This window comes from Gordonia oryzae, from assembly GCF_003797185.1.
GTDB lineage: Bacteria > Actinomycetota > Actinomycetes > Mycobacteriales > Mycobacteriaceae > Gordonia > Gordonia oryzae.
The window spans coordinates 73,210-96,015 of sequence record NZ_RKMH01000004.1 but is presented as its reverse complement, the minus strand read 5'-3'; the positions used below and the strand labels follow the sequence as shown (position 1 = coordinate 96,015).

At 67.6% G+C, this 22,806-nt stretch carries 14 protein-coding genes; 7 read left to right on the top strand and 7 right to left on the bottom strand.

Annotation, left to right across the window (positions count from 1 at the left end):
* Window positions 1–626: 626 nt before the first annotated feature.
* Window positions 627–3,503 carry a leucine--tRNA ligase gene (leuS, locus tag EF294_RS06335; protein WP_123927016.1) on the bottom strand — a complete coding sequence of 959 codons (2,877 nt, stop codon included), beginning with the start codon at window positions 3,501–3,503 and terminating at the stop codon, window positions 627–629.
* A 113-nt stretch (window positions 3,504–3,616) separates the two neighbouring features.
* Between leuS and EF294_RS06330 the strand changes: the two genes are divergently transcribed.
* Together EF294_RS06330 and EF294_RS06325 are read left to right on the top strand one after the other, a co-directional pair.
* Window positions 3,617–4,153 (top strand): SdpI family protein, encoded by a 537-nt coding sequence (locus tag EF294_RS06330; RefSeq protein ID WP_123927013.1) that lies wholly within the window; start codon window positions 3,617–3,619, stop codon window positions 4,151–4,153.
* 9 nt (window positions 4,154–4,162) lie between these two features.
* Window positions 4,163–5,170, top strand: coding sequence for a bile acid:sodium symporter family protein (locus EF294_RS06325; protein ID WP_123927010.1), 1,008 nt, complete (start codon window positions 4,163–4,165; stop codon window positions 5,168–5,170).
* A 111-nt stretch (window positions 5,171–5,281) separates the two neighbouring features.
* Here EF294_RS06325 and EF294_RS06320 read toward each other — a convergent pair whose 3' ends face one another.
* The 3 genes from EF294_RS06320 to EF294_RS06310 form a co-directional block, all read right to left on the bottom strand.
* Complete coding sequence (locus EF294_RS06320; protein ID WP_123926960.1) at window positions 5,282–5,905, bottom strand: DedA family protein; 624 nt, start codon at window positions 5,903–5,905, stop codon at window positions 5,282–5,284.
* Between the two features lie 36 nt (window positions 5,906–5,941).
* On the bottom strand, window positions 5,942–7,993 hold the full coding sequence (locus EF294_RS06315; RefSeq protein WP_123926958.1) for a CocE/NonD family hydrolase: 2,052 nt from the start codon (window positions 7,991–7,993) through the stop codon (window positions 5,942–5,944).
* Window positions 7,994–8,089: 96 nt separating this feature from the next.
* Window positions 8,090–8,767, bottom strand: a complete 678-nt coding sequence (locus EF294_RS06310) for a YqgE/AlgH family protein (RefSeq protein ID WP_123926955.1) — start codon at window positions 8,765–8,767, stop codon at window positions 8,090–8,092.
* A gap of 36 nt (window positions 8,768–8,803) precedes the next feature.
* Between EF294_RS06310 and EF294_RS06305 the strand changes: the two genes are divergently transcribed.
* On the top strand, window positions 8,804–10,147 hold the full coding sequence (locus tag EF294_RS06305; RefSeq protein ID WP_123926952.1) for an MFS transporter: 1,344 nt from the start codon (window positions 8,804–8,806) through the stop codon (window positions 10,145–10,147).
* Here EF294_RS06305 and EF294_RS06300 read toward each other — a convergent pair.
* Window positions 10,114–10,659 (bottom strand): hypothetical protein, encoded by a 546-nt coding sequence (locus EF294_RS06300; protein ID WP_123926949.1) that lies wholly within the window; start codon window positions 10,657–10,659, stop codon window positions 10,114–10,116. The genes EF294_RS06305 and EF294_RS06300 overlap by 34 nt on opposite strands.
* A gap of 85 nt (window positions 10,660–10,744) precedes the next feature.
* Between EF294_RS06300 and EF294_RS06295 the strand changes: the two genes are divergently transcribed.
* Window positions 10,745–11,836 (top strand): aminotransferase class V-fold PLP-dependent enzyme, encoded by a 1,092-nt coding sequence (locus tag EF294_RS06295; RefSeq protein ID WP_123926945.1) that lies wholly within the window; start codon window positions 10,745–10,747, stop codon window positions 11,834–11,836.
* 230 nt (window positions 11,837–12,066) lie between these two features.
* Here the strand turns inward: EF294_RS06295 and EF294_RS06290 are convergent, their stop codons facing one another.
* On the bottom strand, window positions 12,067–13,533 hold the full coding sequence (locus EF294_RS06290; RefSeq protein ID WP_123926942.1) for a CCA tRNA nucleotidyltransferase: 1,467 nt from the start codon (window positions 13,531–13,533) through the stop codon (window positions 12,067–12,069).
* 189 nt (window positions 13,534–13,722) lie between these two features.
* Here EF294_RS06290 and EF294_RS21340 point away from each other — a divergent pair, with 189 nt between their 5' ends.
* Genes EF294_RS21340 through EF294_RS06275 form a run of 3 tightly spaced genes read left to right on the top strand, consistent with a single transcriptional unit; the run spans window position 13,723 to window position 21,866 of the window.
* Window positions 13,723–15,000, top strand: coding sequence for an NUDIX hydrolase (locus EF294_RS21340; RefSeq protein WP_185090963.1), 1,278 nt, complete (start codon window positions 13,723–13,725; stop codon window positions 14,998–15,000).
* Entirely contained in the window at window positions 14,993–17,812 is a 2,820-nt protein-coding gene (locus tag EF294_RS06280) for a DUF6049 family protein (protein WP_281275983.1), read from the top strand. Before EF294_RS21340 ends, EF294_RS06280 begins: the two co-directional genes overlap by 8 nt.
* A gap of 16 nt (window positions 17,813–17,828) precedes the next feature.
* The gene (locus tag EF294_RS06275; protein ID WP_123926939.1) at window positions 17,829–21,866 is read left to right on the top strand and encodes a lipid II flippase MurJ; all 4,038 of its coding nucleotides are present in this window, start codon (window positions 17,829–17,831) and stop codon (window positions 21,864–21,866) included.
* Here EF294_RS06275 and EF294_RS06270 read toward each other — a convergent pair.
* Window positions 21,850–22,791 carry a sterol desaturase family protein gene (locus EF294_RS06270; protein ID WP_123926936.1) on the bottom strand — a complete coding sequence of 314 codons (942 nt, stop codon included), beginning with the start codon at window positions 22,789–22,791 and terminating at the stop codon, window positions 21,850–21,852. The genes EF294_RS06275 and EF294_RS06270 overlap by 17 nt on opposite strands.
* Between the last annotated feature and the right edge of the window lie 15 nt (window positions 22,792–22,806).

Genomic DNA, 22,806 nt, shown 5'->3' with positions numbered 1-22,806 from the left:
TCCGCGCGTCGCTCCGCGGTGAGACCACGTGTGGACGCGAAGCCGATGTTCGGTGCTGTCGCTTTGCTCCTCACCGCCACGAGGGCGTTGGCCGCGAACTCCCGCGGTGGCCTCATGGTGCGGGTGCCGCCTGAGCACACCGAGGTACTCCTGGAGTCTCCGCTCCCGGAGTTGCACGAAAATCCTGGTGCCCATCACGTCGGTCTCGATCTCGTCATGGAATCCGGGCCACCGGATCTTGGAGGTAGCGGCCGGATCTCGGAGGTAGGTATCGGCAATCACGTCGAAGTCCCAGCCCAACACCACATCGTCGCATTGCCAAGAGGAGACGACACGTCCGCGCACGGGATGGGCTCCAGTCCGTACGCGGCGACCATCGCATGCCATACCCGCTATTTGGCGGCGGTCACCTCAGGCAATGCCATGAGAGCGGACCCGGATGTTGATGACTTCGTCGGCAGCCGACGGGGGTTGTCGCCGCCCATGCGGTGGCGCGCGCGGCAGGCCCGCGTCGCTCATGATCTCCCGCACTGCACCACTATCGGCCAGTGGTCACCCTACCGACGCAACGACGATGCCCTCGCACGCCTGACTCGGCTCCTGCCCGAGATCATCCGAGACTCGGCTCATGGAACGATGTTGACCAACCGCCCGGGCACGATGATCACCTTACGGGGCTCCCCGTCGAGGAGGGCGAGGATCTTCTCATCGGCCAGCGCCACCTCACGCAGCGTCGCCTCGTCGGCATCGGCGGCAACGGTGATGCGGCTCTTGACCTTTCCCTTCACCTGCACGGCGATCTCGACGGAGTCGGCGACGAGCCACCGCGGGTCGGCCTCCGGGAAGGGCCCCCGCACCAACAATTCACCGTGGCCCAGCCGGTGCCAGAGTTCCTCGGCGATGTGCGGTGCCAGCGGGGCGAGCATGGTGACCAGCGGCTCCACGGCGGCGCGCGGGGCACCACCCTCAAACTGCTTGGTGAGGTGATTGGTGAGTTTGATCAGCGCCGCCACCGCGATGTTGAAGCGCAGCCCGGCGAACTCCTCTCGCACCTCGGCGATCGTCGTGTGCAGCAACCGCTTCGTCACGTCATCGAGCTCGGCGTCGGTGACCCGCACCGCGCCGGTCTCCTCGTCGACCACCAGACGCCACACCCGCTGCAGGAATCGCTGAAGTCCCACAACATCTTTGGTGGCCCACGGGCGAGACTGGTCGAGCGGCCCCATGTACATCTCGTAGAGACGCAGGGTGTCGGCGCCGTAGTCGGCGGCGATGTCATCGGGGGTCACCGAATTCTTCAGCGACTTCCCCATCTTCCCGTATTCCTGGGAGACCTCGTCGCCGTTGTAGAAGAACTTCCCGTCACGCTCGGTCACCTCCTCGGCGGGCACGTAGATGCCGCGCGAGTCGGTGTAAGCGTAGGCCTGGATCATGCCCTGATTGAACAGCTTTCGGTACGGCTCGCGGCTGGTCACATAACCGAGGTCGAAGAGGACCTTGTGCCAGAAGCGCGAGTACAGCAGGTGCAGCACGGCATGCTCGACGCCACCGATGTAGAGGTCGAGGCCGCCGGGATCGTTCGGCCCGTGCAAAGCCGGTCGCGGGCCCATCCAGTAGGCCTCGTTCTCCTTGGCGCACAACGACTCGTCGTTGGTGGGATCAATGTAGCGCAGCTGATACCACGAGCTGCCCGCCCACTGCGGCATCACGTTGGCGTCGCGGGTGTAGGTCTGCAGACCGTCACCGAGATCGAGTTCGACGGTCATCCACTCGGTCGCCTTGGCCAGCGGCGGCGACGGCTCGGATCCGGCGTCCTCCGGGTCGAAGGACACCGGCGCGTAGTCGTCGACTTCCGGGAGTTCCACCGGCAGCATCGATTCCGGCAACGCGTGGGCCTGACCGGCTGCGTCGTAGACGATCGGGAACGGTTCGCCCCAATACCGCTGGCGGGCGAAGAGCCAGTCGCGCAGCTTGTACTGGATGGTGCCGGCGCCGGCGCCGCGCTCCTCGAGCCACGCGATGATCGCGGCCTTGGCCGCCTCGACGCGCAAGCCGTCGAGGAAACCGGAATTGACCAGCGGCCCATCGCCGACGAACGGCTCGGTGGCCACCCCCTGCTCGGATCCGATGACCTCCAGGATGGGCAGGCCGAAGACGGTGGCGAACTCATAGTCACGACCGTCGTGAGCGGGCACCGCCATGATCGCCCCGGTACCGTAGCCCATCAGCACGTAATCGGCGATGAACACCGGGATCTCGCGCCCGTCCACGGGATTGGTGGCGTAGGTGCCGGTGAAGACGCCGGTCTTCTCCTTGTTCTCCTGCCGCTCGAGATCGGACTTGGCGGCGATCGCGGTGCGGTAGGCCGTGATCGCGGCGGCCGGGGTGCCGGCACCGCCACCGGTCCATCGGGGATCGGTGCCGGCGGGCCAGGCATCGGCGGTGAGCTCATCGACCAGCGGATGCTCGGGCGAGAGCACCATGTAGGTAGCGCCGAACAACGTGTCGGGCCGGGTGGTGAAAACCTCGATCGTCGTACCGCCCGCGGCAAAGCGGACCTGCGCGCCCCGCGAACGCCCGATCCAGTTGCGCTGCATGGTCTTGACCTTCTCCGGCCAATCCAGGTCGTCGAGGTCGTCGAGCAGGCGATCGGAGTAGGCGGTGATTCGCATCATCCACTGCCGCAAGTGCTTACGGAACACCGGGAAGTTGCCGCGGTCGCTGCGGCCGTCGGCGGTGACCTCCTCGTTGGCGAGCACCGTACCCAGCCCGGGGCACCAGTTGACCAGCGAATCACTTTGATAGACCAGTCGATAAGAGTCGACGACCTCGTTGCGCTCCACCGGTGACAAATCAGCCCACACACGTCCGTTGAACTTGCCGCCACCATCGAGAGTACGTGCACCTGAATCGAATTCGGCGATCAGCTCGGAGACCGGCCGCGCCTTGCGCTGCTCGGCGTCGTAGAAGGCGTTGTAGATCTGCAGAAAGATCCACTGCGTCCAGCGATAGAAGTCCACGTCGGTAGTGGCCACGCGTCGCCGTTCGTCATGACCGAGCCCGAGCCGACGGATCTGCCCGAGGTAGCGCTCGATGTTGGCCTCGGTGGTGGTACGCGGATGGGTACCGGTCTGCACCGCGTACTGCTCGGCGGGCAGGCCGAAGGAGTCGAAACCCATCGTGTGCAGGACGTTGCGGCCAATCATCCGCTGATACCGGGCGAACACGTCGCTGGCGATGAACCCCAAGGGGTGTCCGACGTGCAGACCCGCACCCGAGGGATACGGGAACATGTCCTGGACGAAGACCTTCTCCGGCGAGTCGGGAGCGCCGCCACCGAAGGCGCTGAGATCACCGGCGAGCGGTCCGACCGGGTTCGGCGCCTCGAAGGCGTGCCGGTCGGACCAGTTCCGCTGCCAGCGCTGCTCGATCTGTCCCGCCAATTCAGCTGTGTAGCGATGGGTGCCCTGGGCCGGTGAGGTCGAGGTATCCGCTGAAGTCACCCCACCAGCGTAAATGGTGGCCCGAGGCACACTGCAGCGGCACTCGTCCCACTCGCATCCGGAGTCCGCGGGCTAGTTTCGCCCCTGCCTGCCCCAGCTCGTATGGTGGTCGGGTGAGCGTTCTGTCCGTCGTCGCCGCCGTCTGCGTGTTCGTCCTGGCCCTCGTGTGGGTCGTGGTCGGGGTCGCCGGTCTGCGCGGCACGCTGCAACGCAACCGGTGGCTCGGCGTCCGCGCACCGGAGACACTGGTCTCCGACGAAGCCTTCGCGCTGGCCAACAAGGTGGCCGCCCCCGGCACCCTCGGCGCTGCGGCGATCCTGATCGCCGGCGGCCTGCTGACGCTCGGTGTCGGCGGCACGTGGTCGTTCCTGTTCGCCGTCGGTGCCCTGTTGGCCGCGCTGTTGGTGGTCGGCGCGGTCAGTGGTTACGGCGTGCGCGCGGCACGCTGGGCGGTCGACCCCGACGACGACTCGGGCTGTTCGTGCTGCTCGGCCGATGCCGGCTCCCATGACCACGCCGCCCCCGCCGCGGGTTCGGCGAGATCCGACGCGCGGGGCCCGGCCGGCGAGTGTGGCGAATCGAGCTGTGCATCGTGCACGCTGCGCGGAGTATGCGCGTCCGAACCGGCCGCCGACACCGCCCAGCGCTGAGCGATTCGCATGCGCTCCCTGCTGAGCCGCTCGCCGATCGACGGGTTCATCCTCGCGATCCTCACAGCGGTCGTCGTCGCGGCCGTCCTGCCCGCCCGTGGCGAATTCGCCGACGTCCTCGACTGGGTCGTCGTGGTCGCCATCGGCTTCCTGTTCTTCCTCTACGGCGCCCGGCTTCACCCCCGGCAGGCACTCGAGGGACTGACGCACTGGCGCCTGCACCTGATCATCCTGGCCTTCACCTTCGTGGTGTTCCCGCTGATCGGGCTCGCGCTGCAACCGCTGCTGCGGCCGGTGATCGGTGACGACCTCACGTCGGGGTTGCTGTATCTGTGCCTGGTGCCGTCGACGGTGCAGTCGTCGATCGCGTTCACCTCGATGGCCCGGGGCAACGTCGCGGGCGCGATCGTGAGTGCGTCGGCGTCGAACCTGCTCGGCGTCGTCCTCACCCCGGTGCTGGTCGTGGTGCTCATGTCGAGCACCAACGGTGTGCACATCACCGGCTCGCAGGTCCTCGAGATCCTGCTGGAGATCCTGGTGCCGTTCATCCTCGGCCAGCTGTGCCGACCATTAGTGACGCCGATCCTGAAGCGATTCGCCGAGCCGACGAAGTACGTGGATCGCGGGTCGATCGTGCTCGTGGTCTACGCCGCGTTCAGCGAGGGTGTGCGCAACGGCATCTGGTCGATCGTCGGGGTGTGGCAGGTGGTGGCAATGGCAGTCGTCGCGATCGTGCTCGTCGCTTTCATGCTGTGGCTGACCGGATGGCTGCCACGACGGCTCGGCTTCCATCGCGAGGATGCCATCGCCGTCCAGTTCTGCGGCACCAAGAAAAGCCTCGCGACCGGTCTGCCGATGGCGACGGTGTTGTTCAGCGGGTCCGTGGTGGGCCTGATCGTGTTGCCGCTCATGATCTTTCACCAAATTCAACTGATCATGTGCTCGTGGTTGGCCACCCGTTACGGCCGCGCGGCCGCCGCCCTCGGCGCCGCCGAATCCGAGTCGGAACCGGGCTGAGAGCGTCGCGTACGAATACAGCTTACACCGGAGAGGGCCACCGACCCGGATTCCACGCGTCTCCCGCCGGATCGGTGGAGGCTGTATTCGCCCTTCCTCCGGGGAACAGCTTTAGCCGATGTCACCGCGATGCCAGCGGCGCACCGTCCAGCTGACACCGTAGAAGACCGCGACCACACCGCCGAGGGCGATCACGGCGTAGAGCAGGATCGTCGCACCGAGCACCGCGCCGGCAAAATAGCCGGCCAGCAACACCGCCGACGCCCACGTCAGTGCGCCGATCGCATCAGCGATACCGAACCGCACGACACTCATCCGACTGATACCCGCCACCCTCGGCACGATCGTCCGCACGTACCCGACCCAGCGGCCGGTACCGACGACGAGCAGACCGGATCGTTCCAGACGCTGCTGGGCGTTGTGCCAGCGTTGCTCGCCGATTCGGCGCCCGAGCCCCGACTCCTTGAGCCGCTGCCCACCGAGCCGGCCCAACCAATATCCGGTCGCATCCCCGGCGACCGCGCACAGCACCACGATGACCACCAGCCAAGCGATGTTGGTGGAGCCGACCGCTGCCGCGACGCCGGCCGCGAGCAGCACCGCCTCGCTCGGCATCACCAGACCGGCAATCAGCAGGGCCGTCTCGAGGTAGACGATGCCCGCCGCGATCAGATAGACCGCCCAGGAGGGCACCGACTCGATGACCCCGGTGAGCCAGTCGGCGAAGGTCTGCACCACGTCACCGTAACGATGAACCGTCCAGGGGGTTTCTCACAGGGGTGCCGACAGGGGCAGGTTCACGAAGCTGGGGCTACTCGGATCCAGCTCGATGTGCTGGGGCCGAAGCCCAGAATCGTTGAGCAGCGGCCGCAGCGGGAGCCCGCGAGGCAGGTTCATCGCGAACACGTCGATCCGCAGCCGGTGGCCCTTGCCGATCAGTGCCTCCGTCGGCAGGAGTCCGATGTCGACGCTGAGCGGCCTACCCGGCGTCACGGGCTGGCGGGTGTCGAGGCTGAGCGTGTAGAAGGGCTCGATCACATCCCCGTTGGGCGCGAACTGCGAACGGCTACGGTCATATTCGCGCAGCGACGCGACCACCTGCCCGGAGCTGATGACCTTGGACGTGCCGTCCGGGGCGACGTCGTTGAGTGTCGCGGTCCAGTAACCGTCCGGGGCGTCGAGCACGGTGTTCAGATGCACGTTGCTGTAGCCGCTGACGCTGCGGGTGGTGGTCATCGGCGCGCTGGTGAAACTCAGCGCGTTGCGTTCGGAGATCCGTGCGTCGTCGGCGCAGTCGGGGAAGATCGCGGTCAGGCCGGCCATCTGCTGTGCCGAGTCGCGCGAACACAGCGTCGCCAGGCCCGGCGCCACGGTCATCCGGGAGCGGGTCGCCGGGACGCCGCTGCCCAGACTGCCGTCGCCCAGTGCATACGGGGCGGTGCCCGAGCGCCGATCACCCAGGTAGAGGCGCTGACGGGTCATGCCCGCGCGGGGGAATTGGGAGGCGGTGATCCACCGGTCCCCGACCTGCTTGAGGTTCACCGGGCCGTAGCGGTCGATCCCGTTGTCGATTCCCTTGAGCCACTTGTCGAACCACGCCTTCTGCAGCACGTCGAGACGCGGTGGCGTACCCGGCCGGCCCTGCCCACCGCCGATCGTGAGATGGTAACCGTCGCCCATGATCAACTGCTTACGTCCGGGCGCGAGCGGGATCTTGTTGTACATCGCGACCTCGGAGTTGGTGAACAGATCGAACCATCCGCCGTAGATGAGCGTCGGGGTGGTGATCGTGTCGGCGTGGTCCTGCCACGCCGTACGCGGACCGGAATCCGGGCTCAGCAGATCGCGTAGCTGGGGTGGGATCGACGCGATGTTCGGCACGGTCAGCGCCTGGATGAGTTGCGGGAAGAAGGTGAACGGGTCTCGCACACGGTCGGCCAGCCACGTCCAGTCGAAGGTGCCGTTGAGCATCGAGGCGACGTTGGGGACCAGCTTGGTGGAATTGACCAGGGTTAGCCACAGCGGCAGGAATCCGACGCCGAGCGCGCCGCCCGGTGCGACGATGTCGCGGATCAGGTCGCCGCCTGGTTCGACCGGGAAGATCGCCTTGAGGGCTTCGGGACGTTTGTTGGCTGCCTGGATCTGGTTGATCGCCGAGTACGAGACGCCGGACATGCCGACCTTGCCGTCGGACCATTTCTGCCTGGCAGCCCAGTCGATGACCTCGACGGAGTCCTGCTGCTCCCGTTGTTGGAAGACGTCCCAATCCCCTTGGGAGAAGCCAGTTCCGCGGACGTCGACGACCACCACCGTATAGCCGCTACGCACGAGATCGAAGTCGACGGAGAAGGTGCGCAGTCCCTGATCACGGATCAAGTGCGCGACGTCGTTGATGCCATCGATCGGGGTGCCCGACAGGTTGATCGCCGAGGCCACCTGGACGGCCAGCGGCGCCAGCACCGGGTTGGCCAACGCGGCCGCGGTGATCGCGGAGACCAGTTTGGTGTAAGGCGTCATGGTCACGATGACCGGCGTCTTGGCCGTCGTCGGTATCCGGGCCGCGTTGGCCGGGCGGTAGACGTTGGCGCGCAGGATGGTGCCGTCACTCATGCGGATAGGGACATCCCACTGGGTGTTGACGTCGGCGTAGGGCTGCCGACCGTCATGCGAGGCGAGCCACCGCTCGGCCGGAGCTCCGCCGTCGGGACCGGTGGCCGCGTGCGCCGTCCCGGCCGCTCCCAGAGTCGGGCCGGTCAGCAGCGCGACAATCGCGATGACCGCCGCAACGACGATTCCCCGCATCTGAATTTCCCGTACCCGCATCGCCGTCCCCCCGTGAGATGTGACCGGTCGAGAGCCTAGCAAGACCTATGAGGCGTGTCACCGGTCCGTTGGGATCGCCCCACCGGGGGTCGGCGCTCAGTTCCCCATGACGTCGCCAGGGTGAGTGGCCAACAGCGGCAACGGCCATGGTTGGCGGCGCAGTACGTCGGACCAGATGTCGGTAGTCGACGGGGCAAGGATGTCGCGCGGGAGCGCCGAGGCCAACATCCAGCTGTCCTGGACCATCTCCGCGTCGAGCTGACCGATCCCCCAGCCGGCGTATCCGGCAAAGATGCGAAGGCCCTCGAGTACCGGCCCGATCAGCTCGGGATCGGCGTCGAGGTCGATGAGGGCGACGCGGCCACTGACCGGCCGGATCTGGTCAATCCCGGAGATGTCGGCACCGTGCCGGACAACGCCGAGACATAGAGCCGAATCCGGTTTGACCGGGCCGCCGACGAACAGCGCACGCGGTTGTGCAGCCAGATCGGTCCACGTCGGCATCACGTTGTGGACCGCGGTCTGGCTCACCCGGTTGAGGACCACTCCGAGACTGCCCGCGTCATTGTGCTCGATCACATAGATCACGGTGCGCGCAAAAGTCGGCTCGAGCAGTTCGCTGGACGCGAGCAAGAGTGTGCCGGCCCGAATGCTGTTGGCCGACTCGATGTCTCGTGCCGCATCCGCGGCTCCGCCGTCACCGCCGACGCCGCGCTCGGGCCGGTCGGGGGTGAGATCGTCTGCGCTGTCACCGCCGTCCACGACCACCATCATCGCATGAGACATCGACTCGGTCGGTAATGTGGGTACGTGAATTCCACGGTGCCCAAAGGTGCGTCCTCGTGGAGGATCTTTACCCGTTCGCTGAGCCACTCAGCCGGTCTGGGCCGGCTACTCGCCGTGCGGCTGACCAGTCAATTCACCGATGGTGTCTTCCAGGCCGCGCTCATCGGTGGCGTACTGTTCAATCCCGAACGCCATGCCGATCCGCTCGCCGCGGCGCTCGGTTTTGCGGTGCTTTTGGTGCCCTATTCGGTGATCGGTCCGTTTGCCGGAGCGCTGCTGGACCGGTGGGATCGGCGCAATGTCCTGCTGTGGGCCAACGTCCTGCGCGCCCTGCTGATCGTGATGGTCGCGATCGCGATCAGTACCGGCAGTTCCGACACCCTGGTGCTGATCAGCGCCCTCGCGGTCACCGGGGCCAGCCGTTTCGTGGCGTCGGGGCTGTCGGCGGCGCTGCCGCACGTGGCGCATCGCGAAGTCATCGTCGCGACCAACGCGCTGTTCACCACACTCGGCGGGGCGATGTTGTCGGTCGGTGCGGGTCTCGCGCTCGGAATGCGCGCCCTCGTCGGCAACGACAACGTCGGTAGCGCGGAGACGACGCTGATCGGTGGGGTGCTTGCGCTCGTCGCCGGCCTTATCGCACATGGTTTTCCGGCCCGTCAGCTCGGACCCGACCGCCCCGATGACATGGGGCACTCGGCTGCGCACGCGGTGGCCGGCGGCTTCCTACACGGCGCGCGGGCGATCGCCGGATGCCGTCCGGCGTCGGCAGCGCTGTCGGCGATCGGGTTACACCGGTTGGCTTTCGGTCTGAACACCCTGATGTTGTTTGTCTTCGCCCGGCATGTGCACGGCGGCGGTGACGGACTGAGCCGGATCAGCCTGGTCCTCGGATGCGTGGCGACCGGCGCCTTCGCCGCCGCGGTGACCACACCCATCCTCGTCGACCGCTACGGCCGACGCGCCACGCTCATGCTCATGCTGCTGCTCGGCGCGCTGGCCCAGGTGCTGCTGCTGACGTTCACGATCCCCGGCTTCTGTGTGGCCGCCGTCGTACTCGGATTGGTCGGACAGACCACCAAGTTGTGCGGCGACGTCGCCATGCAAGTAGACATCTCCGACTCCGTGCGCGGACAGGTCTTCTCCGTGCAGGACGCCTTGTTCAACCTCGCCTACGTCATCGCGATGGTGATCGCCGCGGTGACCATCTCCCCGGACGGCCGCTCGCTGCCGCTCGTGCTGATCGGGTGCGCGCTCTATCTCGTCGGAGTGGTGGTCGTCCGCGGCGTGCATCCCGCTCGCCACTACTACTCACCGGCGCCGGTCCCCGACGATCACCTGCCGAAACCCAGCTCCCCCTCGGCATAGGCGGCGTCGGCGGTTCCGTCGCCGTCGGAGTCGATGAGCACCTGGTCGGGGCGACCGTCGGAATTGGTGTCGACGTAGAGCCTTCGGATCGCCCCTGCGTCGAGGAAGATCTCGATGTCGGGGATGCCGTCGCCGTCGAGGTCGTGCGCCTGGACCCGGGTGCCGGTGGGAGCGGGACCCGCAGGCACGGGGGTGGCCGGGGTGCGAGTGCCGGGGGTGTGCGGCGCGGGCGGCGCCTCCCGTGTCGCGACGGCGACACCCCAGATCCCGTTTCCCGAGTCGCGATAGTGATGCTCCACGGTGGCGTCGTCGTCAAGGTCGAGGGCCGCGAGGTCGGCGATGCCGTCGGCGTCGGTGTCGATGAGCAGATCGTCGCAACGACCGTCGCCGTCGAAGTCGAGCGCGATCGCGTCGAGCGCACCGTCGGCGTCGCTATCGGTGTCGGCGCGGGTGTGCCAGTGCGTGGGCTCGGAGTCGCCATTGCCGAACACGTACTCCAGGACAGGATCCATGGGGTATTGGACGCACGGGCCGGCGGCACGGTTCCCTCGACGGTCGATGGTCGCGGCTAGTACCCACACGGTAGGTTCAACGGGTATGTACGTCAGCGTTCTCGGCGAGCAGTTCCACCGGGCGCGATTGTCGCCGGCGATCTCCCATCTCGATTCGGCATCGGCGGGTCGGTCGTCCAACGCCGTCATCGGGACCATCTCGGCGCACCTGTGGCGTGAGGCCGAGCGTGGGTCCTATGTGGCCGCAGATGATCAAGCCGAAGAATTTGCCAGAGACACAAGGGATCTCGCGTCACTGATCGGACACACCGCCGAGGAGATCACCTTTCGCGAGAGTGCGCGGGCGGCATTGCGGGCACTGCTCAACGGGTGGAGCCTGCCGGTCTCGACCACGGTGTGGGTCGCCAAGAACGAGTTCGGGCCCAACCTTGTCGAGTTCGAACGTCGCGGTTATGCGGTGCGGCCACTGCCCGACGACCTCGACGGGCACATCGACCTCGATGCGCTCGAGAACATGCTGCAGTTCGAGCAGCCCGACTTCATCCACATCTGCCACATCGGGTCGATGTCGGGGGTGGTGCAGCCGGTGGCGCGAATCGTCGAGATCGCCCATGCGGCACAGGTGCCCGTCGTCGTCGACATGGCGCAGTCGGTGGGCCACGTCCCGACCGTCACCGGCGCCGACATCGTCTACGGCACCAGCCGCAAGTGGCTGACCGGGCCGCGCGGGGTTGGCTTTCTCGCGGTGCGCCGGGACTCGTTGCGAACCGTCGAGATCGAAAGTTCGGAGGCGTTCCTCGCGGGCCGGTTGGGGCTGGGTGTCGCGGTGGCCGAGCTACAACGGATCGGCCAGCAACGAGTCTTCCGCGAGCTCGCGGCGATCGGCCGCGCGACCCGCGAACGCCTCGACGGGATCGGCAGCTGGGTGGTGTGCGAACCCGTCGACGAGCCGTCGGCGCTGGTGACCCTCGCACCGCCGCCGGGGTGGCAGGACGCCGACCTCCGGGCTGCTCGCGATCGGTTGTTCAACGAGCTCGGAATCCTGGTCACCGCCGCCGAATCGTGGCGCGCACCGCTGGCCGGGGACCAGGGGGTGCTGCGGATCAGCCCTCACCTCGATGTGCGCCGCGAGGACCTCGACCAACTCGCCGACGCCCTGCGGATCATGGGGTACTGATCACCGCCGTGTACTCGCGTGAGCGTGACGCGCAGTGCTGTGCGCGCAGAGCCGACGCAGGTGCGATGCCGCACCGGCCACGGCAAGCAAGGTGGGAACGAGTAGACGGGTCTACGAAGGCGACCGACGTTCTTGTGGGACACCGTCACCAGGCGAACCTCGACGTCACGGCCGTGCGGAATCCGACGGCCTCCTCGGAGAACGTCGCCGCGAACGGCGGTGTGTGGTGATCAGCGGTCGGCGACGTGCGCGGCCCACCATTCACGAAGTGCCTCCTCCGCCTCATCACGTGCCAGTGGCCCGCGGTCGAGGCGCAACTCCTTGAGGTATCGCCACGCCTCCCCGACCAGCGGCCCCGGGGGCAGACCCAGCAGCTCCATGATCGCGTTGCCATCGAGGTCGGGCCGGACACGGGCGAGATCCTCGGCGGCGCGCAGTCCGTCGATGCGGCGTTCGAGGTCGTCGTAGTTCTGTTGCAGGCGTCGGGCCCGTCGCTTGTTGCGGGTGGTGCAGTCGGCGCGCACGAGTTTGTGCAGACGATCCAGCAGCGGCCCGGCGTCAGTGATGTAGCGGCGGACAGCGGAATCGGTCCAGGCGCCGTCGCCGTAACCGTGAAAGCGCAGGTGCAGGAACACCAACGACGCTACGTCTTCGACGACGGCCTTCGGATACTTTAACGCGCGCATACGTTTTCGGACCATCTTGGCGCCGACCACCTCATGGTGGTGAAAGCTCACGCCGCCGCCCGATTCGTGGCGTCGGGTAGCTGGTTTGCCGATGTCGTGTAGCAGCGCCGCCCAGCGCAGGACCAGATCGGGATCGCCGTCCTCGAGGTCGATGGCCTGACGCAGGACTGTCAGCGAGTGCTGGTAGACGTCTTTGTGCTGGTGATGCTCGTCGATGGTCAGACGCATCCCCGGCACCTCGGGAAGAACACGCTCGGCCAGTCCGGTGCCGACCATCAGCTCGATGGCCTCGAGGGGATGTGCACCGGTGATCATCTTGTCGAGTTCGACTCGGACACGTTCGGGGGTGATGCGATCGATCTGTTCGGCCATATCGGTGATCGCGGCGGAGACGCGGGGTGCGACACCGAAACCGAGCTGGGAAACGAAACGCACCGCACGCAGCATGCGCAGCGGGTCGTCGCCGAAGGACTCCTGCGGGGTCGCGGGGGTGTCGATGATCCCGGCGAGTGCGGCCGACAATCCGTCGAGGGGGTCGTGGAATTCCTCGGCGCCCCCGCGGCCGATACGCACGGCCATCGCATTGATCGTGAAGTCGCGGCGCACGAGGTCGTCATCGATGGACTCGCCGAAGGTGACCTCGGGGTTGCGACCGACGCCGTCGTACTTCTCGGCGCGGTAGGTGGTGATCTCGAGGATCAGGTCTTTGCGGCGCGCGCTGATCGTGCCGAACTCGATACCGGTGTCCCAGATGGTGTCCGCCCAGCCGGACAACAGTTCCTGAACTTTCTCGGGTCGGGCGTCAGTGGTGAAGTCGAGGTCGGTGCCCAGGCGGCCGAGGACGGCGTCGCGCACCGAGCCGCCGACGAGATACAGCTCGTGACCGGCGTCGGCGAACAGTGCGCCCAGCGGGTCGGTGATGTCGGAGAGCCCGCGCAGCGACACCGCCGCCGCGGCGAGGAGCCGGGTGCGGCGCTCGGCGGTGGTCGCGGGCTGGGGCTGCTCGGTCACGGCACGACAGCCTACCGGCGCCGGGAGCGAAGCGAGCGGGCCGGATGGGTACCGGCGCCGGGAGCGAAGCGAGCGGGCCGGATGGGTACCGGCGCCGGGAGCGAAGCGAGCGGGCCGGATGGACCTGTCTGCGCTGTCACCGGCACCATGTGGGCAAACGGCCGATGACCAGCAGCTAGCATCGAGGGCGTGCCCACCGACCCGTCAACCGACCCCACAGACGTCCCCGCCGACGTCAACATGGGTCGGCGTCAGGCCGCAGGGGCCGGGTCGGGTGAGGCGCATGGTGTCGCTGGACAGGGCCGGCGGCGGGGTCGCCGGGGTCGCCGGAAGCGCCGGGGTACTGCGGAATCGCGGTTGGATACCGAGTTTCATCCGCGACCGGAAACGCCGCCGACCAGTGCCGAACATCCCACGCCCCGCCCGAGACGGCCGTCTCCGGCAGATCTTGCCGATCGGGCAGCAGGCACCAGAAACCACACCACCACGAGCGCCGACAACAAGGGCCCGGGCAACAGCCGCACAGGCAAGAACGGAACCGCCACACCCGGCCCGGTAAAAGGGTCGGCGGCTCCGAGGAACGGAACCGCGGTCAATGGGACCGGCGCGCACGGCACGGGAGGCCACGGATCAGGGGTGCACGCGCCCACGTCCGGGGGTCCCCGACACCCGTCGCCGGCGTCGGTTGCCGCCGCCACGCCGACCGGCAAGGGCACGCGAGTGAGCGCGCCGAAGCCGTCGGATATGGCCGTGATGTCGGCCCACATCACCAAGACCGGCCTCACCAAGGACGCGGCGGCGCCTGCGCCGGGTCGACGCAGGCGCGGCAATCGTCGTCCGGAGCGCTCGGAGCGTTTGCGCACTGTCCGGGAGACGTCGGCGGGTGGGCTGGTGATCTCCGATCTCGATCTACCGGTTGACAAACTGTCGGCGGCCTTGATCGGCCGCGTGGACCGACGTGGGCGCATGATGTGGTCGCTACCGAAGGGCCACATCGAGAGCGGGGAGACCGCCGAGCAAACCGCGGTCCGCGAGGTGGCCGAGGAGACCGGCATCCAGGGCCTGGTGGTCGCGCCGCTGGGCAAGATCGACTATTGGTTCGTCAGCGAGGGTCGACGCATCCACAAGACCGTGCACCACTACCTGTTGCGCAGTGTCGGCGGCGAGCTCTCCGATGCGGACTACGAGGTCAGCGAGGTGGCGTGGGTGCCGCTGCACGAACTACCCCGTCGACTGACGTACTCTGACGAGCGACGACTGGCCCGTATGGCCCGCGGTGTCATCGCCGACCTCGCCGCCGACCCCCAGCGGTTGGCCCAGTCCGAGGCCGAGAGCAGTCGCACAGAACCCAACGCCTATGAGAGAGCCGCAGCCGCCCGCAACCAGCGCCGAAACGAGCCGCCTCCAGCGGCGCCCTCGCGTCGGCGCCGGAGGCGTCACCGCCGCCCCGCGGCGGGTGATGGCTAAACGCTCGTCGGGGCTCGCATGGTGGGCTCGCTTCTGCACGGTCGTCGCGGTGGCGGTGCTGACGATGTTGTCGGCGGCCCCGGCCGCGGTGGGGTCGGCCGCCCCGGCGCCCGGCAACGACGCCACCGCACCACCGGATCGGTTTGCCCAGATCATCATCGATTCGATGACGCCGTCGATGGTCACCAGCAGTTCGGCTTCCACGGTGGCGATCTCCGGACATGTGATCAACACCAGTAGCCGCACGCTGCGTGATCTGGGTATCCGGCTCGAGCGGGGCGATGCACTGACCGATGCCGCACAGTTGCGGTCCGCGCTGGCCGGTGACCACCCACCGATCGCTGCGGCCACCGACTTCACCGATCTGTCCTCGGACACCCTGAGTCCGGGAGCGCAGGCGAGCTTTTCGATGACGGTGCCGTTGTCGGGTCCAGGTGGTCTGGAGATCTCGCAGCGAGGGGTGTATCCGCTGCAACTGAACGTCAACGGCCTACCCGATTACGGCGGAGTTGCCCAGGTCGCCGGATCGCGCACGCTGCTGCCGGTGTTGTCATTGCCGCCGGACCGGAGTCGGGCGGCCTCCTACACCGATCCGGGCAGCGACGCATCGTCGGTGACTCCCGGTCTCGGTACCGACGGCTCGGTGTCCGCCGACACCTCCAGCCCGTCGCGATTCACCCTGTTGTGGCCGATCGCCGCGCCCCCGCAGCTCGCTCCGGGCACCCTCGGCGGGAGCACCGAACCGGTGCGGCTGATCAGCGAAGACATGGCCCGCTCCTTGTCGCCGGGTGGTCGGTTGGATTCGGTGCTCGCGCCGCTGCGGGCGGTCGCTGACGCCGCACCGCCGTCGGCGCCCAACTCAGACGCACCGTCGGCCGCAATCCCCGGACCGGGTGCACAGTCCGGTCCGACCTCGGACCTCGCACGCAGCATGTGCCTGGCCATCGACCCGAATCTGCTCGTCACGGTGCGCGCGATGTCACTGGGCTATGTGGTCTCCTCCGATCCGTCCGACCCGACGTCGTCGACCGTGCCGGGCACCGGTCAAGACGCGGCAACCACCTGGCTCGACCAGCTCCACGACGTCGCCTCACGACTGTGCGTGGTGGCCTTGCCCTTTGCCGGGGCGGACCTCGCAGCACTCGCCGAGATCGGCAATTCGGGCCTGACCGCGGCCGCACTGGACTCACCCGCCGACGTCGTCGACTCCATTCTCGACGTCAAAAGCGTTCGAGGACTAACTATTCCGTCCCTAGGCGCGATCAACCAGGCGGGCGCATCACTGCTTGAGGACACCAAGCACACCCTCATGCTGACCTCCGCGGGCAATCTGTCGACCACGCAACCGCAAAGCACTGGCGCCTACCGCGTCGGACCACTGGTCGCGCAGTCCTACGACGAGCCGGTGACCGCCGCACTCGCGGCTCTCGGAACCGACCCGTCGACACCGGCGATCACACCTGCCGACCAAATGGTCGACCTCGCTGCGGAGTCGCCCCTGAGCAGACGTCAGGCAGGCATCGGCGCGCTGGCCTTCGCCGCGATCGACACTCCCGATAACTCGCGCGGAGACTCCGAGCAAGGCTCCGTCGCCCCGACGGCGGAGCAGCCGACGACCGGTCGCTCGCAGGTGGTTCTTCCGTCCCTGTACTGGTCGCCGACCACCGACGACGCCAATGCGCTCATCTCCACCGCCGAGGTGCTGTTGGGTGCCCGGGTAGCCACCCCCACCCCGCTGACCAGCGTCGTCGACACAGCGGACGCGGCGCGCACCGACGCCCGGCTGGCCCCGCTGCCCGGTGTGGGACCGGTGACATCGGTCTCGGTGCCCCTGCCGGAGCAGACGGCGACCGTGATGCGTGAGCAGGCCGACCTCAGCTACCAGCTGCAGGGCTCGCTGGTGAGTTCGGCCGACGTGGAGACCACCCCGGAGCGATACCTGGCGCCACTACGCGAGGACATCCTGCGCTCGCTGACCGTTCCCGCCCGAGCCGGCGCTGCGACGCGCACCCGTCTGGCCGACACCCGGGCACAGACGATCCGTGCGGTCACCTCGACGCTGGATCGCATGCGGGCCGCGGTGACGATCCTCGACCCGGGCGGTCGCTACACGCTCGCCTCCGAACGCAGCCCACTGCTCCTGGTGGTTCGCAACGATCTGGCGTTGCCCATTCGGGTGGACATCAGGACCAGCGCGCCCGGAGACCTCGACATCGGCGATGTCGGAACGATCGAGATCCCGGCACGCGGCACGCGCCAGTTGCAACTGCCGACGCGGGCCCATACCTCCGAGGCGATCACCGTCACCATCTCGATCGCGACGGTCACCGGCCTGACGATGGGCTCCGACATCCGGCTCTCGGTGCACTCCAACGCCTACGGCAAGGCGTTGTTCATCATCACGATCATCGCCGGTGCCGCCCTGGTGCTGCTGACCGCACGGCGACTCTGGCACCGTTTCCGCGGCGAACCCGACCCGGCCGACGCCGACCGCCCCGAGCCCGACGAGCAGGAGCGATTGCTCGCCGCGGCAAGCTATCAGCAACGACGACGTACTCTGCACATCGAAGAAGTTCATTCGGGTGCGTGGTCGGACGACGCGGGGTACTCGTGGCCACCGGATTCCGAGCGGGCCGACGATGCCGGTGCGGTCCGGACCTCGCCAGGCGGTCACGGGTCTGAGGACCCGGGTGACCACCACGCCGACCACGGATCCACCGACGGTCCGGCTCCCGGTCCGAAGCCCTACGAGCCGGAACCGGCGGCGAATCCGACGACCCCGGCAGAGCACAGCAGCACCCCACCGAGATGACCGACAAGGCAGGCGAATGAGCGAGCGCGGACCGGGCCAACCACCACGTCGCGCCGCACCTCGCCGCATTCCCCCTACACCGGCTCCGGAACGACAGATTCCCGACCGTCGAACCCCGCCCCGCCGGACTGGGTCCCGGCAGGGCCGGCCCAGCCAGAGCCAGCCCCGACCGACCGACGGACCGGCCCGTCAGAGTCCCACCCGGTCGGGACCACCACCGTTGGCCGGCCCGCTCGCCGACGCCCCGCCGCTGTCGAGCGAACCGGTCGCTCCCGAGACCCGACATGGGGGCACAAGCAGCGCCGCGCACGGCGGCACCGCGCCACCCGCGCGGGCCCCGCGTCGCACCCCGACCCCGACGCTCGACCGCAACCCCCGGTCCGACGAAACCCGACCGGAGGACACCTCGTCCGACGAGTCCGGCACCGGACTCGCACGCGACTCCGATTCGAGCGTCCTGCGGACCAGCGGGTCCATCGCGATCGCCACCCTGGCCAGCCGCATCACCGGATTCGTCCGGACAGTGCTCATCCTGGCCCTGCTCGGCGGCTCGGTGGCATCGGCCTTCCAGGCTGCCGACGTCCTACCGAACATGATCGCCGAGATCCTGCTCGGCGCGGTCCTCACCGCCATCGTCATCCCGCTGCTGGCCCGCGCCGAAGCCGAGGATCCCGACGGCGGTGCGTCGTTCATCAACAAGATCTTCACGCTGACCGTCGTCGTGCTGGGTATCGGCACTGTCGCCGCAGTCGCCGCGGCACCCGTGCTGACCAGCCTCAACATCGACAACGCCACACAGCGTCCGCTGGCGACCGGACTGGCCTACTTCCTGCTCATCGAGATTCTCTTCTACGGGCTGACCGCATTGTTCACCGCGATCCTGAATCTGCGCGGCTATTTCAAGCCCGGAGCGTGGGCGCCCGTCCTCAACAACGTCGTCCAGATCAGCGCACTCATCGGGTATTGGCTGATGCCCGGCCAATTGACGCTCAACCCGTTCCGGATGACCGACCCGCAGTTGCTGGTTCTCGGCATCGGCTGCGCGATGGGCGTCGTGTTGCAGGCGCTGGTGCTGTTGCCCTACCTGCGTCGTGCCGGTATCCGGCTACGCGTCGAGTGGGGGCTCGACGCACGGTTGCGCACGTTCGGGAACATGGCACTGGCGATCGTCTCCTACGTCGCGATCCTGCAGGTCGGTCTCATCGTCACCTATCGCATCGCGTCGGCCGCCACCGAAACCGGTATCAGCGTCTACGTCACGCACTGGCAGCTGTTGCAGCTGCCCTACGGCGTGCTCGGCGTGACGATTCTGACCGCGATCATGCCGCGGCTCTCGCGCAATGCCGCCGGCGACGACACCAAGGCCGTCGTCGACGACATGTCGCTGGCCACCCGGCTCACCATGGTCGCGTTGGTGCCCGTCGTCGCCTACATGACCTTCTTCGGCCCGGCCATCGGCGTCTCGGTATTCAACCTCGGCCGCTTCGATGCGCACGTGGCCACGCAGCTGGGGTCGACGCTCGCCTGGGGTGCCTTCACCCTGATCCCCTATGCGATGACGCTGGTGCAGTTGCGCGTGTTCTACGCCCGTGAGGATGCGTGGACGCCGACCTTCATGGTCCTTGGGATCACCGTCGTGAAGATCGCCGCCTCCTATCTCGGCCCGGTGTTGTTCTCCGATCCCGACCTCGTGGTGCGCTGGCTGGCCCTGTCCAACGGTCTCGGCTATCTCGTCGGCGCGGTCGTCGGTCACTATCTGTTGCGCAGCCGATTGCGCGCCGATGCCCGCGATCCACGTGACGCCGAACTGACCAACGTCACCCGCACGACAGTGGTGACGCTTGCGGTCTCCGTCGGCAGCGCTTTCGCGGTGTGGTTGATCGCCGAGATCTCGGGCCTGCACCTGGCGACACAGCACGGCAAGATCGGGTCGATCGCCTACCTTCTGCTCACCGCAATCGTGGTGCTCGGCGTGATCTATGCGGGCCTGGCGGCGGCCGGTCTTCCCGACGTGGTCTCCGTTCTGATGTCGGTGCGACGCGTGGTCGGTCGGTTCATCCCGGTCGTTGCTCCGACCGGCGAACCGCAACAGCAACCATCGGCAACGATCACGGTTCAGTTTCCGCGGGTCACCAGCGACGAATCGCTACCGTACTCTGGTCAGGTACAGGTCGTTCGACGGTTCGATCGCGGTTCCGCGACGTGGCAGTCGTATGCGGTGCACACCGGTGGCGCCGCGGGCGGCGCCGGTGCGGCGCCGTGGACCCCGCCCCAACGACCCCCGGACATGCGCTATCGGAGGAGAGGAGTTCGCCGCGTGAACGAGAGCGGAATCGACGCCACACCGGAATCTCCGATCGGATCGACCGAACGCGGCGTCGCCACCGCGTCCGATACCGCCACATCTCCGGAAAGACCGGCCGCACAAACGTATTCGGTCAGTGGCTCAGACGGCGGTCAGCTGTCCAACGCGGCGCCCGCCACCCCGGTCGATCCCGACCGCGCCGAGCCCATCCGTCCGGCGCGACGTCGCGGACCCCGCCTCGTGCCGGGCGCAGCGGTCGCCGGCGGTCGGTACCGCCTGCTCGAACATCACGGTGGCACACGGGGTCTGCAGTTCTGGAAGGCCCAGGACATCAACCTCGACCGCGAGGTCGGACTGACCTTCGTCGACGCCGAACAGCTCGCACCCCCACCGGACAAGGCAGCGCCGAGCAAATCCGGCGACACCGGACCGCAGGCCGTGCTCACCCGAACGTTGCGTCTTGGCCAGATCAGCTCGGCGGGCGTCGCCCGCGTGCTCGACGTGGTCCGCGGCTCATCGGGCGGCATCGTTGTGGCCGAATGGGTTCAAGGTTCCTCGCTGTCGGAGGTCGCGGCCACGCATCCGTCACCGATCGGTGCCGCACGTGCGGTCCGCGCGCTGGCAGCCGCCGCTGAGGCCGCACATCGCTCCGGCGGCGCCCTGTCCATCGATCACCCGGATCGCGTTCGCATCTCCGCCGAGGGCAACGCGGTGCTCGCCTTCCCCGGTACCCTCGCCGGCGACGATGCCACCTCCGATGTGCGCGGACTCGGAGCGGTGCTCTACGCGCTGCTGCTGCAACGGTGGCCGCTCGACGGCTCCACCGGTTCTGAGCTGGTGACCAGCCTCACCACGACCACCCCGGTCGGCGGACTGGCAATCGCCTCACCCGCCGCCGACGGCGAGGGCCCCATCGAACCGCGCGAGGTGGAACCAGAGGTACCGTTCGAAATCTCCGCCGTCGCCGCCCGCGCGTTGGCGGGAAGTCGTGGAATCCGCACTGCCGCAACGGTTCAGCACGTTCTAGATCAGGCCACCGTCGTCGACCTCAAGACGGACATGATCCCCGCGCTCGGTGACTCCGACGAGCCGCCGGTGTCGATCGGCCCGTCTGGTCGGAGGGGTTCTGACGAGCCCGCGCGCAGCAACCGGACTGTCGCACTGCTGGTCGGGGTGGCCCTGCTCGTGCTGTTCGTCGTGATCGCCCTGGTGGTGTGGCTCACCGGTGTCTTCGGCGGCGGTGACGAGCAGACAGACATCAACACATTCCTGTCGTCGACCACCTCGGCGCCTGCACCGGCATCCGGCGGAGGCGTACCGATCGCGCTGCGCTCGGCGACCCTTGTCGACTATTCGGGACAGCCCGGTGACAATCCTGAGCTGGCCCGCAACGTGATCACCGGAGCCGGAACCGGTTGGCGCAGCGACACTTACCGCACCGCCGACTTTGGCAACCTCAAACAGGGGCTCGGCCTGATGCTGGATCTCGGATCACCGCGATCGGTCAAGTCCGTCTCGATCACCACCACCACACCGGGATTCGCGGTTTCGCTGCGCGGCGCGCAGAGCGCCGATGCCACCCTGGCCCAGACAACCCCACTCGCACAGCAGACCGTTGATCAACCCGACACCACACTGTCGATCGCCAGTGCCGCGCAGTCGCGGTATCTGCTGGTGTGGATCACTTCGCTGCCCGGCACGGGGAGCAGCTACCAGGTGCAGATCTCCACGATCAACGCGACGAGCTGACCCCGTCGGGCGCCGAGGAGGCATCCCCGGTCGTCGGGCTCCACCCGGGGGGACCGAAGATATAGCCGAGCTTGGCACGCCAGCCCTCGGCCGCCCGCACATCACCGACGATGGAGACGTACTCGTGCGTCTGCAGTGTCCAGATATTGTAGGTTCCAACAGGTGTGGTCAGCCCATAGTGTGGCCGATGCGCCTCGGCGCGAAACGATCCGAACATCCGATCCCACAGGATGAACACGCCGGCATAGTTGCGGTCGAGGTACTCTGGGTCGCTGCCGTGATGCACCCGATGATGTGACGGGGTGTTGAAGACGAATTCGATGAGCCGCCACATGCGGTCGATGTGTTCGGTGTGAATCCAGAACTGGTACACCAGATTCACGCCATAGCTGGCGAACACCACCGCAGGCGGGATACCCAGGAACGGCAGCGGTAGCCACATCACCAGCGCGGCACTGATATTCCACTTCTGCCGCAACGCGGTTGCGAAGTTGAAGTACTCGCTCGAGTGATGGGCCTGATGTGTCGCCCATACCAACCGGACCCGGTGGGAGATGCGGTGATTCCAGTAGTAGAGGACGTCGACGGCGACGAATCCGATCACCCACACGTACCAGGAACCGATCGGTAGCTGCCACGGCGCGAGGTAAGCGAAGATCGCCGTGTAGACCACCAGCCCAGCGAGCTTCCACACCGCGCTCGTGACTATCGACACCAGTCCCATCGAGATGCTGGCCCGAGCGTCCCGCTTGTCGTAGGCACCGACCGCTGGCCGGCGTTCGACGGCAGGAACAGTGTCCTCGGCATCGGTCGCCCGTTCCTCGAGTTTCCAGGCCGCGCACCATTCCAGCACCAGCAGCGCCAGGAAGAACGGTATCGCGAGCACTGTCGGTTCACGCATCGGGTCGGGAAGTAGGTCGAGCACGGTGTCGTTCTCCGG